Source organism: Methanobacterium sp. SMA-27 (assembly GCF_000744455.1).
GTDB lineage: Archaea > Methanobacteriota > Methanobacteria > Methanobacteriales > Methanobacteriaceae > Methanobacterium_B.
Map to the genome: position 1 here is coordinate 2,443,974 of NZ_JQLY01000001.1, position 16,663 is coordinate 2,460,636.

Below are 16,663 nucleotides of genomic sequence, written 5' to 3' on the forward strand. Positions count from 1 at the left end.
TAAATTGATAACATGATAAAGTTGAACTGTTAAATATTTATGTTCTTCCCTCAATTCATATATGGTGTGAAAATGGAAAGCAAAAACATTCTTATAAAAGATGCAACAATCATTGCTGATGAAATAATAAAAGGCTCATTATTAATCGAAAACGATAAAATAGTGGAAATTTCCGACAAAATCGGAATTAGTGATGCAGAAGAGTTAATACTCGCAGATGACAAGATTTTACTCCCTGGACTTGTTAACACTCACACACATCTTTCAATGACACTCATGAGAGGCCTTGCAGATGATATCCCTCTTGATTCCTGGTTGAATAATCATATTTGGCCTGTTGAAGCAAATCTTAAAGGGGAACATTGTTACGTTGGAGCATTATTAGCCTGTGCAGAAATGATCAAATCTGGAACAACATGCTTCAATGATATGTATTTTTTTATGGATCAAGTTGCAAAAGCTGCTGATGAAGCGGGTATTCGTGGAATGCTTTCACATGGAATGATAGACTTTGGTGACGAAGAGAAGAGAAAAAATGAATTCAAGGAAACAAGGCGTATTATAAAAAAATGTCATAATACTGGAGATGGCAGGATTAAAGTTGCATTTGGGCCTCATTCCCCATATACATGTTCACAAGAATTACTTGAAGGAGTAAAGAAGGAATCAAATAAATATGGAGTTAGAATACACATTCATGTCTCTGAAACTCAGAAAGAAGTTTCAGACATTCAAGAGATACATGGAAAACGTCCTTTTGAGTATTTAAATGATATAAATTTTTTAGGAGAGGAAGTAACGGCTGCTCATGCAGTGTGGGTTTCAGATTCTGAAATCGATATAATTAAGGAAAAAAATGTTAAGTTATCTCATAATCCTTCAAGTAACATGAAACTTTCATCGGGAATTTCTCCGGTTGCAAAACTTTTAGATAAAGAAGTTTGTGTGTCTTTGGGTACTGATGGCCCTGCATCAAACAACAATATGGATTTATTTGAGGAGATGAAAATTTCTGCACTTCTTCAGAAGGTAAATACCATGGATCCAACTGTTCTGTCAGCTGAAAATGTTTATAAAATGGCTACTATTAATGGTGCTAATTCACTTGGCCTTGAAAATGAAATAGGAAGTATAGGAGTTGGCAAAAAGGCTGATATTGTCTTAGTTAACAAGAAAATACCCAAATTAACTCCATTTAGAAATCCTATTTCTCATCTGGTATATTCTGCTAGCGGGGGTGATGTTGATACAGTGTTATGCAATGGGGAGATACTTATGAAAAATAAGGAACTTTTAACAATTGATGAAGCAAGAGTAATTGAGATTGCAGAAAATGCTTCAGAAGATCTTCTATCGAAATGTTGAACTATTTTTATGGGAATGAAGCCTAATGGGGTATAAAATGGATAAATTAGTTTTATTTGACATTGATAAAACATTACTGGTTGGTTCAACATTTCATTATGCTGCTTTAACAGAAGCATTATCCCAAGTATATGGAATAAAAAACCCTAGTTCTATTCCAAATATGCAGGGAATGACAGATCTCAAAATTATTTGTACAACACTTGCATTGGAAAAACTGGATTTAGATACAATAAAATCTGGTTTAGACGAATGCATGGATTTGATGTATTTGAATTTTAAGGTAGCTCTTCAAAATAAAGATTTAATAGTGTTAGATGGTGTGAGACTATTGCTTGAAAATCTTCAGAGACTTGAAATACCAATGGGTCTTGTTACAGGAAACATGGAAGCCATAGCCTGGTTGAAACTTGAAAAAGTAGGTTTAAAAAAATATTTCCAGTTTGGTGGATTTGGAGACAGAGTTATGAAAAGAAGTAGTCTGGTTAAGGACGCTATTGCAGAGTCTGAAAAAAATTTAGGTAAAATTAATTATGAAAATATTTTTTTGATTGGTGACACATCGCGAGACATATTAGGTGGTCAGAAAGTGGGAGTTAAAACAATTGGAGTAGCCACTGGAGATTTTTCTAATCATGAACTTATTCTTGCTGGTGCTGATTTCATTCTTGATGATCTTAAAGACACAAAAACCGTTTTGGACATTATTTTGAATTGATATGATTGATGATATAAACTGTTTTTTTTCTTTCAATTAACTCAGTTTTTAGAATAAATCATATTTTATTGAATGAGTTACATACATTTATAAAAGGAGGGAATTTATTGGGATCCTATTTCAGAGAAGATATCGAAACTTTACCGCGAGATGAGTTAGATGAGCTTGTTGATGAACGCATACGTTACACAGTGGAATATGCCTATGAAAATTCACCTTTCTATAGGAAATGGTTCGATAAAACTGGTACAATCCCCTCTGATGTTCAAGATCACGAGGATCTCAGAGAACTACCAGTTGTCTCAGGCGAAGTTATAAGGGAGAACCAGCCTCCAGAGACTAATATATTTGAGTTTAAATCTACTTCGTGGAAAAATGTTTTCACAATACATGAAACTAGTGGAACCAGCGGTGTTCCAAAATCATTTTTCCTGACTTGGGGCGATTGGCAGCGTTATTCAGAGAAGTATGCTCGTGCATTCGTATCTCAGAACTTTGAATCAGGTGACAGAGTTGTTGTGTGTGCATCGTATGGTATGAACATTGGTGCAAATACAATGACTCTTGCAGCTCAAAAAATTGGTATGACCATAATTCCTGAGGGTAAATGCACTTTTCCAGTTAGAATTATTAAGAACTATGAGCCAACTGGCATCGTTGGAAGTGTATTCAAACTGCTGCGTCTTGCACATAGGATGGAGTCTGAGGGAATTAAACCTTCAGAATCAAGTATAAAGAGACTTATAGCTGGTGGAGAAAGTTTTCCTGAGGAATCACGTAATTACCTACAGGAAGTATGGGATGTTCCAGTTTACAATACATATGGAAGTACAGAAGGTACTATGTGTGGGGAGTGTATTAAAAAGAGCGGATTACATGTGCCTGAGGATCTTGTTCACCTTGATGTATATAATCCTCAGCTAGAAAACTTTGTAGAAGATGATGAATGCGGTAGAATTGTTCTAACAACTCTTTTACCTTTAGGTGGAAAAACAGGAAATTTGCTCATTAATTATGATACTGATGACACAACCACAGTAGTATCACGCCATAGATGTAAATGTGGAAGAACTCATATGAGAATAATGAATCCTCAGAGGGAATCAGAAACTGTATGGGTTTCTGGTTTCCCATTTAACAAGGTAGATGTTGAACAGGGAGTTTTTCAACGTGAAAACATGGATTATTTAACAGGAGAATATGAAGCATTTATATATGGGGATAATGATAAGGCAACTTTAAAAGTTAGGGTTGAATGTGATGATCCTGTTAGTTGTGATAAGGACATAGTTGAAAACAATTTTATCAAAACATTCTTTAAATACAAAGCCGGTCTACAGCAAGCACACACAGATGGAACATTTAACATAATGTTCGATTTTACTGAATCAGAAGGTCTAGAATTTTATAGAATCAAGGGAAGACCTAAACGTTTGATAGACCGCCGATGATTTTAACATAACTTACAATTTTTTTATAATTCAATAAATACGAAGAATTTAATTATTCACATGAATTTTCCAAAAAAAAAATATATTATGATGTAATTGATAGAAGAATTTTTTATTTCCAAAATAAAGTTTCATTTCCAATTTTAATGAAATAAAAAGGGAATATAGGAGAAATGAACATGTTAAACGCTGAAACTTATATAACAAAGGATAAAGGAATTGGGGGCAAAATCAGAACAAAATATGAAGATTTTTATGTTGAAGAAATACCTGAACATCTGCCAAGTGGAACCGGACCCAACACATGGATATTAATTGAGAAAATAGGCAGAAATACCCTTGACGTAGTACTTGACATTGCAAAGGAGTTTAAGATCAGTCGAAAAAGAATGGGATTTGCAGGTATGAAGGATAAATCTGCCTTAACAAGACAATGGTTATGTGTTTCAAACAGTGAAGCAACAGAGCTAGAGGGATTAGAAGATAAACTATACAATGTAAAAGTACTTGAAATTAAACAGAATGAGAAAAAACTCAGGATAGGACAACTTATTGGTAACAAGTTTAGAATTTTAATCAGAGATACACAAAATCCTAAAAATGATGTTAAAACGGCTAAAAATGTTTTAAGTAAACTTGAGAAAGTTGGTGTACCAAACTACTATGGATGGCAGAGGTTTGGAAAGAACAGACCAAATACTCACAGGGTTGGAGAATACATTGTTCAAAATGATATTAAAGGTGCAGTAGATTCTTATATTGGAAACCCTTATCCTAAAGAAAAGGACCATATAAAGTCTGCCAGACAATATTATGATGAAGGGGAACTGGAAGAGGCTTACGAGAGTATGCCTGCGGGAATGAGATATGAGAAGATGATGCTCAGGGAGCTAATGAAACAAAAACGAAAAAAAGGAGAACTTAATGAAAATTCATATAAAATAGCATTAGAAAGCCTTCCTAAACCACTAAAACGAATGTTTGTTCATGCATACCAGTCTTACCTATTCAATAAGGTTGTGAGTGAGAGATCAAAACTTGGAATAGATAAATATGTCGATGGGGATATAATAATCGACAATGAGGAACATTTAGTGCATGAATTTGATATAAATAATATAAATGAAAGAATAAAGTCTTTTGAGGTTCATCCAACAGCACCACTTTATGGTACTAAAGTACCACTTGCAGAAGGAGTGGTTGGTAAAATAGAGCAAAAAGTTCTCGATGATGAGGGAATAAAACTAGAAGATTTTGAATGTCCAAAAACTCCAAAATTAGGAAGTCATGGACTTAGAAGAGCTATAAGATTTAAAATATGGGATATTTCTGTAGTTGAAACTTCTGAAGAAGTACTCACAGAGTTTTCCATTCCAAAAGGATGCTATGCAACTGCTGTTCTCAGGGAAATAATGAAAGAAGATGTGTATTAACTAAAATTCAAAATATGAGTTATTTGATACTGTTTGTTAATAACATTTTTTCACTCACCAAACAGTTTTTCATTTTTTGTATTCACTAAATTAAAGGGATAAATGGCATATCGAATTATTATCATATTTAATACACTTTTTATATGGGTTCTGAGTCATTAACTAATAGTAAAATGTCGAATTTAGATAATGATTTGTTTGTAATTAAAAAAAATTTGGTTAATTGTTTTAGTTAAAAATATTTAATGATTGTTAAAGTGTATTTTTAACTATTTTACCATCTTTAATTACCAATAATATATTATTTGGGTCTCCTAATGACTTTATATTTGTTAATGGATCGTATTTGCTTATAACAATGTCCGCAAGTTTTCCAAATTCAATTGAACCCAATTTTTCTTCCCATCCTAAACTTTCTGCTGCTTTTTTTGTTCCTGCAACGATTGCTTCCATAGGGTCCATTCCCATATCGCACATGTATCCTAGTTCATCAAGGTTGCGACCGTGTGTTACAACACCCGAATCTGTTCCCATTATAATTTTAACTCCAGCTTTGTAAGCCTTTCTAATGTTATTTTCATGGACTTTTTCCATACGAATAGCATCGTCACGACTCCAGTCGGGTATTGCTGATGTTTCATCTTCTGCTAATTCTTTGTTTATCTTCATTGCTATGAATGTGGGAACAAGGAAGGTTCCATTGGAAATCATCAGTTCTATACATTCATCATCAAGACATGTTCCATGTTCAATTGAGTTCGCTCCTGCGTTGATAGCATTTTTAATACCTTTAGTTCCATGTGCATGGGCCACAACTTGTAAATTCCTGTAGTTGGCTTCTTCGACTATGACTTTCAATTCTTTCATGGAAAACTGAGGATATTCCGGACGATCATTGGCGCTTATCACTCCTCCTGTAACCATGACCTTAATTACTTCTGCGCCTGCACGCATAATTTCCCTTACAGTTTTCCTAACTTCTTCTTCACCATCAGCAATTCCATCTGGATAACCTGGATATATTGGTTTAATATCAAAGCCAGAATTTAACCAAAAATCAAAATGTCCACCTGTAATAGAAAGGGGTGAAACTGAGATCTGAAGACGTGGTCCTATAATAATTCCGTTATCAACTGCTAGTTTAACTCCTACATCCGCAAGACCCGCATCTCTAACACTTGTCACTCCTGCATTAATAGTACGTTTCATTCGTTCGATGGCATTATAAAAATATAATGAAAGGGGGGTGTATATGGTTTCTTCCCGTGCAAAGCCCTCTGTCATAAGGTGAACATGGGTATCTATGAAACCAGGTAATATGAAACTTCCTTTTACATCTACAATGTTTAATTTTTCAGCAGGGATTTTTATAGATTCTTCTAACCCTGCAGCAACTATATGATTATCTTTTATTAGAACAGCCGCATTTTGGATGGGAGTTCCTCCATTTCCATTGATTAAAATCCCATTATTAATTAGTAAGTACGACATTTGTTACCATCTCTCAAATTTTAGTTTTCACAATTGTTAATACTATATTTTTAAAGTTCTTATTTTTTGTTAAAATAAGTCTTGTTAAAATAAATCAAAATTTTCCAAAATTTCACTTACATTTTATATCATATTTAAAAAAAGGAAGATATTAATAGAATTAAAAGAAAAATATGTAATAATGAATTGAAGGGGGAGGCCGTAGCTGGAGCAATAGGGGCTGCAGCAGGTTTGATAGGATTAATAGTGGCCATTATTATTTACGGAATCATTGGTGCAATAGGTGGAGCTATAGGGGTTTTAATAAAAGGTACAGGTTAGATACTATACTGAATTTAACCCTAAATTTTCTTTTTTTAAAATTAATTTTTTAATCAATTCGATAATTCTAAATTAATTCTAATTATTTTTACAAAAAATATTAGTAATTAAAATAAATAATGTATATTTGTAATGAATCTGAGAACACCAGAATTATAGACTTATAATGTACAAATTTAATTCTAATAAAATCTAAATTAAGGAGGAATTATATGGTTAACTGGGGAGCTGTTATAATTGGATTTTTCCTTTCAATAATTCTTGGAGGAATATTTGCAATAATTATTCCAATTTGGGGAGGATTACTAGGTCTACTTTTAGCAGGCATGGCAGTGGGGTATATAGTGGGTGGTGACGCAATGAATGGTGCTGTTAACGGTGCACTTGCAGGAGTATTCGGAGCCATAATACTTTCGTTCTTGCTACTTATAGCTGGAACTTTAATTTTAGGTATTATTGGATTCGCTGCAGCCACAATAACCTCTTTATTCATTCTTGTTGGCTTCATAGGCGTAATGATAGTAATGGCTGTCGGAGGAGCTATAGGATCCGTTGTGAAAAACGAACCAGAGGTAAGAGTAGTAGAGTACAGAGGTCCTTAATATTAAAGATCTATAAATAAATTATAAAGAAATTGAATATAACTTCGAATATCTTAAGCAGGAGAAAACATGATCGATCAAAAATCAGTAATAATAGGATTTCTAATAGCATTAGTACTTGTTTTGGCAATGGGCCTCATATTTCCGATTGGACAATTCGTAGCTGTACTAATAGGGGCCATAGTCGCAGGATATCTTGCCAATAAGAAAGCAAAAATAACAGTGGTAGAAGCCGCATTACATGGAATATTAGTGGGAATATTCACAGGAATAGTTCAGATTTTAATTGTCTTTGTACGATCAGGATTTTCAGAAACCGTAGCCAGTATTCTAATAATTGCAGCTCTAGTATTAATAGGCGCTTATATTATTATTGGGGCACTTGGAGGGATAGTTGGAACACTTGTCGGTGTAAAATCAACTAATTCTCCTGAAATAAAAGAAGATCAACCTAAATAAATTACAAAGGTGTATAAAATGACTGATTGGAAGGCTATTGGAATAGGGGCACTTATTAATGCGGTACTAACCATTGTACTAACAATTATTATGTTCCCGCTATTCTTTTTAGGGCCAGTTATAGGGGGATTTATGGCAACTTATCTGGCACATGATAATACAATGTACTACACTAAAAACCAGGCTGAAGGGGCTGCCGATGGTGCAGTATCTGGAGTAATAGGGGGATTAATAATTGGGGCAATTTTCATTTTAGGATTTGGAGCTTTAAGTACAATTATTGGGCCCGTATTTACTCAAGTAGGAGTAATTGCAGGTACCATAACCTTGATAACTGGAATGTTTATAACACTCATTTCTGTAATTATCGGAGGAGTTTTAGGTGCTATTGGAGGGGTTATAGGATTTTCTGTGAAAGAAAAAGGGTCAATAAGAGTTGAAGTTGATTAAAACTTCGATTATTTTCATTGAATAATTCAAATTAATAAAATGATTTTGTTTAAATTTTTCAATTACTGATGATTAATATTACAGTATTTTTAAGAAACCTAAATTTGCATCAACAATGATTTGATCTCCATTTTTGATTAAATCATAAATATCAGATTCTGGATGATCAACCATAGGAATTTCTCCCATTATGGCTCCTGTAGCTATTATGGGTTCGGCTTCAATAGCAACGATTGCAAGAGGAGCTGTTTTGTTTTTTGCCATTTGATACAATACATACGAACCAACAGTTGAACCTTTTCCAGATGGGATGATTAGGATCTTTCCCCCTATACTTTTACCGTAAAGGTCGTGATTTGAATCTGTAACAACACCCTTTTCAGGATCAACTCCTCCAAGGAAGCTCAATGGATATTTAGTTAGTATAACCTCACCTTTTGCGCAACCTTTTGAGATTTTTCTACATTTTATGATTTTTTTTGTCATTGTTACACTTTAATTAGTATATTTATTTTAGATATTTTATGCATTTAGATTTGTAAAATAAAAAAAAGAATAAAAAATAAAGCCATTAGGCTTTATTCATTCAATTTCCAATTTAATTCCACCAATTCTTGGTTGTAAGTAATTGTAAAGAGCGGCTGTAATTGCATATATTACGAATCCAAAAATTAAACTAACTACAATACTTGTAACCAATGATATTAATTCAGGTATTATTGCTGCACCTACTGCAATAGATATTATTAAACTAATAACCTGTATTAAGAAAGAAAATAGGGTTATTACGATAGCAGTTATTAATGCAAATGAGACTACTGGAATTGATTCTATTTCATGGAATTTTCCAATTGCATTCCCGAAATTAAATTGTATTCCTCCGATTTTTGGAGCCAGGAAGTTGTAGAAAATTGTCATTATTGCCGATGAAATAAAAGTCAAAATGAACATCCCAATAGGCACTCCTATTACTAAAATTGACAGTACTATTAGTCCCATCCCTCCAAAATTAGGCAAACCTGGAATTGCAGTACCAGCTGCACTTGCAGATAGGGCGGCGGCCTGTAAACCTAATACTAAGATGGGACCTATTATTAACATAATAATAAAGACGATTATTCCGGATATTGCCGAGATCATAAAAGCAAAAGGCACTACAGGAACATTTTTAATCTCTTTTAAATCTTCAAAACCCAGTTTTATGGCTCCTATTTTAGGAACTAATATATTATAAATTAGGGCTGTTAAAAATGATTGAACAATACTCAGTAAAAATCCAGCAGTAGGGAATAGTAAAAGTAGTGCTATTATCAAAGTTACAATGAAACTTGCATTTGCCCCTGCACTAGAAACTGCACCTATACTTAATATTATTATGAAAAATATTGCATATATCAATGACAATACAGCTGAAATTGAAGACATCATTATTGTATAAGGTACAATTTGAATGGATTTAATATCTTTAACTTGAATCAATGCATACACCTCCAAATCTATGTAAAATACTATCTAATTATGGTTGTATATAAATTTTTTTAACTTAAATAATCTATAAACAACATCAGAAATAGTTAAATTAAAATAAATATAATTTAATCCATTTTGAAACATTTTTTTAATATTTATTTTTAATGTTGATTAAAAAAAAAATATAAAAATAAAGGTTTTAACCTTTATTCAAGTCCTAACTGAACTCCGCCAATTCTTGGTGCAAGGAAGTTGTAGATTATGGTTATAAGTGCAACCATGATGAATGCTCCAATGAAGTATACAATTATACTTGCTATGAGAGCTACAATTCCTCCAACTGCGTCTCCTGATGCTGCCATTGTTATCAATTGTAATATTCCTCGAATAAGTCCGAATATTAATGCAACTGATGCTATAGCCAGCGATGCTGCAACAATGGGTATTGAGGATATTTCATGTAATGCGCCTGCAGGTGTAAATAATAATTTCACTCCACCTACTCTAGGTATTATGAAGTTATAGAATATTGCTGCCAGTGCATGTCCAATGAATCCAAATATAAAGACTAATATTGGTAGTGCAATGATTAAAATCAATGCTAACACTACGCCTCCAGTTCCTACGGCTGAGCCTGTTGGAAGGGTTGCAGGTGTCATGTTTGTTGCATTTGCTGCTATGTTGGCTATTAATGGAATCAATGTGCTTGTTAGTGTAGTCAGTGGTACAAGAAGTGCAGCAAGTACTAGACCAAATATGAACGCCCATATGGCTTCAATAACAGATAATATCAATGCAAAAGACACAACTGGGACAGAACGAACTTCGTTGCTTTCTATTCCTAATTTTACACCACCAAATCTAGGTACAAGCATGTTGTAAATGAGTGCAGTTACAAATGAGATTGTAATTTCGACAAGGAACGTGAAGATAGGGTATAGTATTATCAGTGATATTCCGAGGCTAGCAAATACTAGTCCTGCAGTTGGTATAAATGCTGCAAATGCTCCGAAGAAAATTAGTAGTATTATTGCTCCTATAAGTGCTAAAATTGCATTAACTGAAGATGACATCATTGTGAAAGACACTAGATCAATAGATTTTATTTCTTTAACGTCGACCATCTTTTTTCACCTCCTTTCTTGTTATAATACTTATTTCTATTCCATAACATATATTAAATTTTCGTTGTAGTAAAACAAGTAAATGCTGTAGATAATGTAATTTAAAACTGAATTTAGAAATTTACATAGAAATTTTCATAAAAATAAGGATTTGTTTAATTAATAATCTTTAATTTCATTTTAATGTAGAGATCAATTAAAAATTTTTAAAAAGGGGAAAAAAGTTTAAAAAATGAATTAAAACCATTTCCTTGATTCTATCAATACATTGTCAACCATTTGTATAGAAGATCCAATATAAGTATGGGGATCCATTATTTCTTCAATTTCACTTGGGGTAAGAAATTTGGTTATCTCTTTGTTAGAGGATATAATTTCCTTCAAACCACTATCTAATTCATATGCGTCCATTGAAGATTCTCTTACAAGTGCATAAGCAGTTTGTCTTCCAACCCCTTTTCGTGTGAGTTCTGCCATTACTCTTTCTGCCATTATTAATCCATGACTTAGATTAAGATTTTTTTCAATATTATCCTGCTTGAAAATCAGATTATTAAAAAGTTTTAGACTGAGTTTTATAATATAATCAGTTAACATGCAAGATTCAGGTAATATAATTCTTTCACAGGATGAATTGGTAAGATCCCTTTCATGCCATAGTGGATTGTTTTGAAGTGCAGGAGCTACATATGCCCTTATTACTCTAGAAATACCACATATTCGTTCTGCAGTAATTGGATTCATTTTATGGGGCATAGTACTAGAACCAACCTGTTTCCGGGGATCAAAACTTTCGCCAACCTCATTTATTTCTGTTCTTTGTAGGTTTCTTATTTCCAAAGCCATTTTTTCGAGTGTACTGGCAATATTGGCAAGATCCATTATGAACTCGGCATGTGCATCCCTTTGGACAATTTGATTTGAGATTATAACTGGTTTAAGTCCTAGAATTTCTGAAACTTTTTTATGGACAGCCAGGCCATCAGTTCCAAGAGCAGCAGTTGTTCCAACTGCACCGGTCATCATTCCAACACAAAGTCTTTCATTACATTCATCAAGTCGGTTTAGTTGTCTGTGCAGCTCATCTGCCCAGATTGCAAATTTCATTCCGTAGGTTGTTGGGAGTGCATGTTGCCCATGGGTTCTTCCAATACAAACATTTTCCTTATTTTCACCAGCTAATCCCAGAAGTGTCTTGGTTAATTGAGTTAATCGATCTTTAAGGATTTTAATGGATTCTTTAAAAAGCAAAGATTGTGATGTATCAATTATATCATTAGATGTAGCTCCAAAGTGTACATATTCCCCCGCATCATTTTCACATACTTCTGCAAGCGCCTTGACAATTGATGCAATATCGTGATTTGTTTCAGCTTCTATTTCAGATACTCTTTTCGATGTTACAAATTCAATGTTTGCTTTGGATTTTATTTCTACTGCAGCTTCTTTAGGTATCATGTCCATTTGAGCTTCTGCTTCTGCAAGGGCAGCTTCTACTTCAAGCATCTTTTGAAGTTTGTTATCTGTTTCCCAGACTTTTCTCATTTCTTCAGTTCCATATCTGTATTCTATTGGGTGGATAGCCATGTTAAAAAACTCCATTAAAAATGTTCTTAAAAGTCATAATAAAAAATTATAAAATTATTAATAAATATTTTCAAATTCCTAATTATGTAAAATCAAAGTAGGTTAAAAATCCTACTACGAGTATGTAAACCTCAGCGCAATACAGAAAACTGCAAGAACAATAGTCATAATTACTACTTGTTCTGGTGTAAGCTTAGGTCCCTTAGTTTCCTCTTCAAAGTATCTAACGAGTCCGGCACCGCTTGGAGGAAGTACTTGTTTATCCTTTTTTGCCATTAAATCACCACTTAAAATTGATCAATAATTATTATTAACAATAATATTCATTTATTGTGTTGAATCTTATTGATTTTAAACTTTATATTTATACTGGTTTTTATACTATAGTTTTAATCAATTTTTTTAATATCCATAGTTATAATATTGTTATAAATTATATATAAAATAAATATAATTAAGAGCTAATTAAAGGAATTTATACTTTAAACAGATAAATATGATTCAATACTCATTTCTAAATTAAAATATATGTTTATTTTAAATCCCATAATAGTTAACAGTATATTTTAGAAAAAGAGCTTACAATGGCCCGTTATTTGAGATAAAACGGAATTAATAGATGTATAATGTCTCTTACTTAAATATTTATGTTTTTAATAAAGTTTAAATGTTGTTTTATACATAGTTAAAGTATAGAATTTCCCGATTAAAATTTTTTTGTATATTAAGATTTGTTTGATTAGTTTTTGTAATAACATTAAATTCATAGAATTCAATATCAATGGGAAAGGGAATATTATGGGATACTTCGAAAATTTAGAAGAAGAAACTTTGAAGCTGTATGAAATAGCAAAGGAAGCAAGACTTAAGGGGCATGATATAGAGCTTGTACCTGAAATTCCTCTTGCAAAGGATCTTGCTGAACGTGTTGAAGGACTTGTTGGGCCCAAAGGGGTTGCGGCTAGAATAAAAGAATTAGAAGATGATATCTCTCGTGAAGAAGTTGCATTCTTAATAGCCAGGGAAATAGTTACAAAAAAAGATGTTGAAGGACGAGAGGATAGCATAGAAGTTCAGGAACAGAAGTCTGACCAGGCAATTAGAACAGCTCTTGCAATATTAACAGAAGGTGTTGTTGCTGCACCTTTGGAAGGTATTGCTAAGTTGAAAATCAAAAGAAACTTTGATGGTGGATGGTATCTTGCAGTTTATTTTGCAGGACCTATAAGGAGCGCAGGTGGAACTGCAGCAGCAATGGCAGTTCTTATTGGAGATTATATAAGAATTTCACTGGGACTTGATGCATATAAGCCCACAGACACAGAAATTGAAAGGTATGTTGAAGAGGTTGAGCTCTATGAATCAGAGGTTACAAATCTTCAATATTCTCCAAAACCCGATGAAGTCAGGGCAGCTACTAGAAATATACCTGTAGAAGTTACTGGGGAACCAACAGATAAAATAGAAGTTTCGCACCGTGATTTGGAACGTGTTGAAACTAACAACATAAGAGGTGGTGCTCTATTAGCTATTGCAGAAGGAGTTATACAAAAAGCACCTAAAGTTTTAAAATACGCCAATATCTTAAAAATTGATGGATGGGAATGGTTAGGAGAATTTTCTAAAACTTCTGATCCGAAAGATGATGACGGTGATGCTCCTAAAGTTGATGACAAGTATATGAGAGATATAATTGGAGGAAGACCCGTTTTAGCTTATCCGCAGGCCAAGGGAGGTTTTAGATTAAGATATGGGAGATCAAGAAATGCGGGACTTGCTGCTATGGGTATACATCCTGCAACAATGGAAATTGTTGAGTTTCTAGCTGTTGGAACACAGATGAAAATTGAAAGACCGGGAAAAGGAAACTGTGTAGTACCATGTGACAGTATAGATGGGCCAATTGTCAAGATGAAGGATGGTAGTGTTGTTAAGGTTGAATCCGAACAACAAGGAAAGAAAATAAAAAATCAAGTAGATGAAATTGTATCGTTGGGAGACATGCTGGTACCATTTGGAGAATTTCTAAGAAATAACCATATTTTACTCCCTGCTGGCTGGTGTGAGGAATGGTGGGTTCAGACCATTGAAAATTCCAACCTTTACTCAGAAGGAGATATTGATATAAAATCATTAGAAACAGCTAATATAAACTCTAAAAGAGCTTTTGAAATTTCTGAGAAATATCATGTGCCACTACACCCAAAATATACATATTTTTACCATGATATCACTCGACAAGACATTAATCAACTTGTAACATTTTTACATGAAAATATTGGTATAAGTGATATAAACATGGATATAAATGGGGGAAATGGAAATGCCCCTAAAGAGGAGGATTCTCTAAATAATGATCCTCCTACCGGTTTAACGATTAAGATGGGACCTGAAAAACGAATTTTGGAAGTTTTAGGTGTTCCTCATCAAGTTGTGGGGGGGAATATGATCATTGCGCATGATCATGCATACTCACTTTTAAAAACACTTAATGAACCTATAACATTTTCCGATGAATCAACCACTCTAGAAGCAATTAATAAAGTTTCTCCAGTTAAAATAATGGCAAAAGCACCAATATACATTGGTTCAAGAGTAGGAAGGCCTGAAAAGACCAAAGAAAGGAAAATGAAACCTGCACCACATTCACTTTTTCCCATAGGAACCAATGGAGGAAGCAGACGTAATATTGTTGATGCAGCAAAAAAGGGAATCATCAGCGTGGATATTGCCAGATGTAAGTGTACAGAATGTGGTGTTGGATCAATGCAGGCAATATGTCCAGTATGTGGTGCAAGAACTGTTCTAACAAGTTCTGGAAAGAAAAGAATCAATTTAGCCAATTTATTGAAGAAAGCATATAAAAATGTGGGTGTGAGAAAGATCGATGAAATAAAGGGAGTTATAGGAATGATTTCTAAAGAAAAATTCCCAGAACCTCTTGAAAAAGGAATTCTTCGATCAAAAAATAATGTTTTTACATTCAAAGATGCCACTATTAGGCATGATTCAACTAATTTGCCATTGACACATTTTATACCTCGCGAAATAGGTGTTACTCCTCAAAAACTCATAGAATTGGGTTATACTAATGATATTCATGGAAATAAAATTGAAGATGAAGAACAGATGGTTGAAATCAAAATTCAAGATGTTGTAATATCTGATAATTGTGCAGAATACCTTATAAGAGTTTCAAATTTTATTGATGATCTTTTAGAAGAATTTTATGGACTTGAAAGGTTTTACAATATAAAAAGTAGAGAATATCTTATTGGACAGCTGATTGTTGGTCTTGCACCACATACATCTGCAGGTGTTCTAGGAAGGATAGTTGGATTTACAAAGGCTGCTTGTTGTTATGCACACCCATTTTTCCATTCTGCAAAAAGAAGAAACTGTGATAGTGACGAAGATTCCATAATGCTTTTATTAGATGCTTTATTAAATTTTTCAAAGATATACCTTCCCAGTACTAGAGGGGGAAGAATGGATGCACCATTGGTTTTATCATCTAGGATAGATCCTGAAGAGATAGATGATGAATCGCACAATATAGATGCAATGTCAAAGATTCCAATTGAACTTTACGAAAAAACATTAGAATTTGCAAAACCCTCTGATGTTCTGGACCTTGTTGATAATGTTAAGAAGAGACTTGGAACTGATGATCAATATCAAGGATTAATATTTTCTCATGAGACATCTAGTATCCATAGCGGGCCAAAACTTTGTCTCTATAAGATGCTTCCAACTATGAAGGAGAAGGTTGATGGACAAATTAAACTTGCAGAGAGGATCAGAGCGGTTGACCAGAAAGGAGTTGTTGAAGGTGTTCTAATGTCTCATTTCCTACCTGACATGGCAGGTAACAGTAGGGCATTTTCGAGGCAAAAAGTTCGATGTACAAAATGCAACAAGAAATATAGGAGAATACCTCTTTCTGGTGAATGTGTGTGTGGTAACAATCTAATCCTTAGTATATCAAAAGGATCTGTTGTTAAATACTTGGAAATATCAAAAGATCTTTCCCAAAGATATCCTATTGATAATTATTTGATTCAGAGGATAGAACTCATTGAATCAGGTATAAACTCATTATTTGAAAGTGATAAGTCAAAACAGAGTTCTTTGGACGTGTTTCTATAATTAAAATATTTAATGGAGTGAAAATTATTATTCGTATTAAACC

General features: G+C 33.4%; 15 protein-coding genes. 9 read left to right on the plus strand and 6 right to left on the minus strand.

Annotated features, from left to right (window positions below):
• Window positions 1-72: 72 nt before the first annotated feature.
• From DL91_RS12390 to truD, 4 genes are all read left to right on the plus strand, one after another.
• Window positions 73-1,365 (plus strand): amidohydrolase family protein, encoded by a 1,293-nt coding sequence (locus DL91_RS12390; RefSeq protein WP_048192192.1) that lies wholly within the window; start codon window positions 73-75, stop codon window positions 1,363-1,365.
• 37 nt (window positions 1,366-1,402) lie between these two features.
• The gene (locus tag DL91_RS12395; RefSeq protein WP_048192193.1) at window positions 1,403-2,083 is read left to right on the plus strand and encodes an HAD family hydrolase; all 681 of its coding nucleotides are present in this window, start codon (window positions 1,403-1,405) and stop codon (window positions 2,081-2,083) included.
• 107 nt (window positions 2,084-2,190) lie between these two features.
• Complete coding sequence (gene ftsA, locus DL91_RS12400; protein WP_048192195.1) at window positions 2,191-3,534, plus strand: coenzyme F390 synthetase; 1,344 nt, start codon at window positions 2,191-2,193, stop codon at window positions 3,532-3,534.
• A 179-nt stretch (window positions 3,535-3,713) separates the two neighbouring features.
• Window positions 3,714-4,967, plus strand: a complete 1,254-nt coding sequence (gene truD, locus DL91_RS12405) for a tRNA pseudouridine(13) synthase TruD (protein ID WP_048192197.1) — start codon at window positions 3,714-3,716, stop codon at window positions 4,965-4,967.
• A gap of 252 nt (window positions 4,968-5,219) precedes the next feature.
• Here truD and DL91_RS12410 read toward each other — a convergent pair whose 3' ends face one another.
• Window positions 5,220-6,458: an amidohydrolase family protein gene (locus DL91_RS12410; protein ID WP_048192198.1), complete on the minus strand. Its 1,239-nt coding sequence runs from the start codon at window positions 6,456-6,458 to the stop codon at window positions 5,220-5,222.
• A 186-nt stretch (window positions 6,459-6,644) separates the two neighbouring features.
• Here DL91_RS12410 and DL91_RS14455 point away from each other — a divergent pair, with 186 nt between their 5' ends.
• The 4 genes from DL91_RS14455 to DL91_RS12425 all read left to right on the plus strand — a co-directional run bounded on the left by DL91_RS14455 (window position 6,645) and on the right by DL91_RS12425 (window position 8,290).
• On the plus strand, window positions 6,645-6,779 hold the full coding sequence (locus DL91_RS14455) for a hypothetical protein (protein WP_255343951.1): 135 nt from the start codon (window positions 6,645-6,647) through the stop codon (window positions 6,777-6,779).
• 212 nt (window positions 6,780-6,991) lie between these two features.
• A complete protein-coding gene (locus DL91_RS12415) occupies window positions 6,992-7,381 on the plus strand; it encodes a DUF5518 domain-containing protein (protein ID WP_048192201.1) in 390 nt (129 codons plus the stop codon).
• Window positions 7,382-7,450: 69 nt separating this feature from the next.
• Window positions 7,451-7,840 carry a DUF5518 domain-containing protein gene (locus DL91_RS12420; protein ID WP_048192202.1) on the plus strand — a complete coding sequence of 130 codons (390 nt, stop codon included), beginning with the start codon at window positions 7,451-7,453 and terminating at the stop codon, window positions 7,838-7,840.
• An 18-nt stretch (window positions 7,841-7,858) separates the two neighbouring features.
• Window positions 7,859-8,290, plus strand: coding sequence for a DUF5518 domain-containing protein (locus tag DL91_RS12425; protein WP_048192205.1), 432 nt, complete (start codon window positions 7,859-7,861; stop codon window positions 8,288-8,290).
• A gap of 78 nt (window positions 8,291-8,368) precedes the next feature.
• On the opposite strand, the gene DL91_RS12430 is transcribed toward DL91_RS12425, so the two are convergent.
• From DL91_RS12430 to DL91_RS12450, 5 genes are all read right to left on the minus strand, one after another.
• A complete protein-coding gene (locus tag DL91_RS12430; protein WP_197050676.1) occupies window positions 8,369-8,764 on the minus strand; it encodes a DUF126 domain-containing protein in 396 nt (131 codons plus the stop codon).
• A gap of 108 nt (window positions 8,765-8,872) precedes the next feature.
• Window positions 8,873-9,769, minus strand: a complete 897-nt coding sequence (locus tag DL91_RS12435; RefSeq protein WP_048192209.1) for a hypothetical protein — start codon at window positions 9,767-9,769, stop codon at window positions 8,873-8,875.
• Window positions 9,770-9,966: 197 nt separating this feature from the next.
• Entirely contained in the window at window positions 9,967-10,884 is a 918-nt protein-coding gene (locus DL91_RS12440) for a hypothetical protein (RefSeq protein WP_048192211.1), read from the minus strand.
• A gap of 237 nt (window positions 10,885-11,121) precedes the next feature.
• The gene (gene purB, locus DL91_RS12445; RefSeq protein ID WP_048192213.1) at window positions 11,122-12,471 is read right to left on the minus strand and encodes an adenylosuccinate lyase; all 1,350 of its coding nucleotides are present in this window, start codon (window positions 12,469-12,471) and stop codon (window positions 11,122-11,124) included.
• A gap of 114 nt (window positions 12,472-12,585) precedes the next feature.
• Window positions 12,586-12,747 (minus strand): preprotein translocase subunit Sec61beta, encoded by a 162-nt coding sequence (locus DL91_RS12450; protein ID WP_048192214.1) that lies wholly within the window; start codon window positions 12,745-12,747, stop codon window positions 12,586-12,588.
• A gap of 522 nt (window positions 12,748-13,269) precedes the next feature.
• Between DL91_RS12450 and polC the strand changes: the two genes are divergently transcribed.
• Entirely contained in the window at window positions 13,270-16,620 is a 3,351-nt protein-coding gene (gene polC / locus DL91_RS12455) for a DNA polymerase II large subunit (RefSeq protein ID WP_048192216.1), read from the plus strand.
• Window positions 16,621-16,663 lie beyond the last annotated feature (43 nt).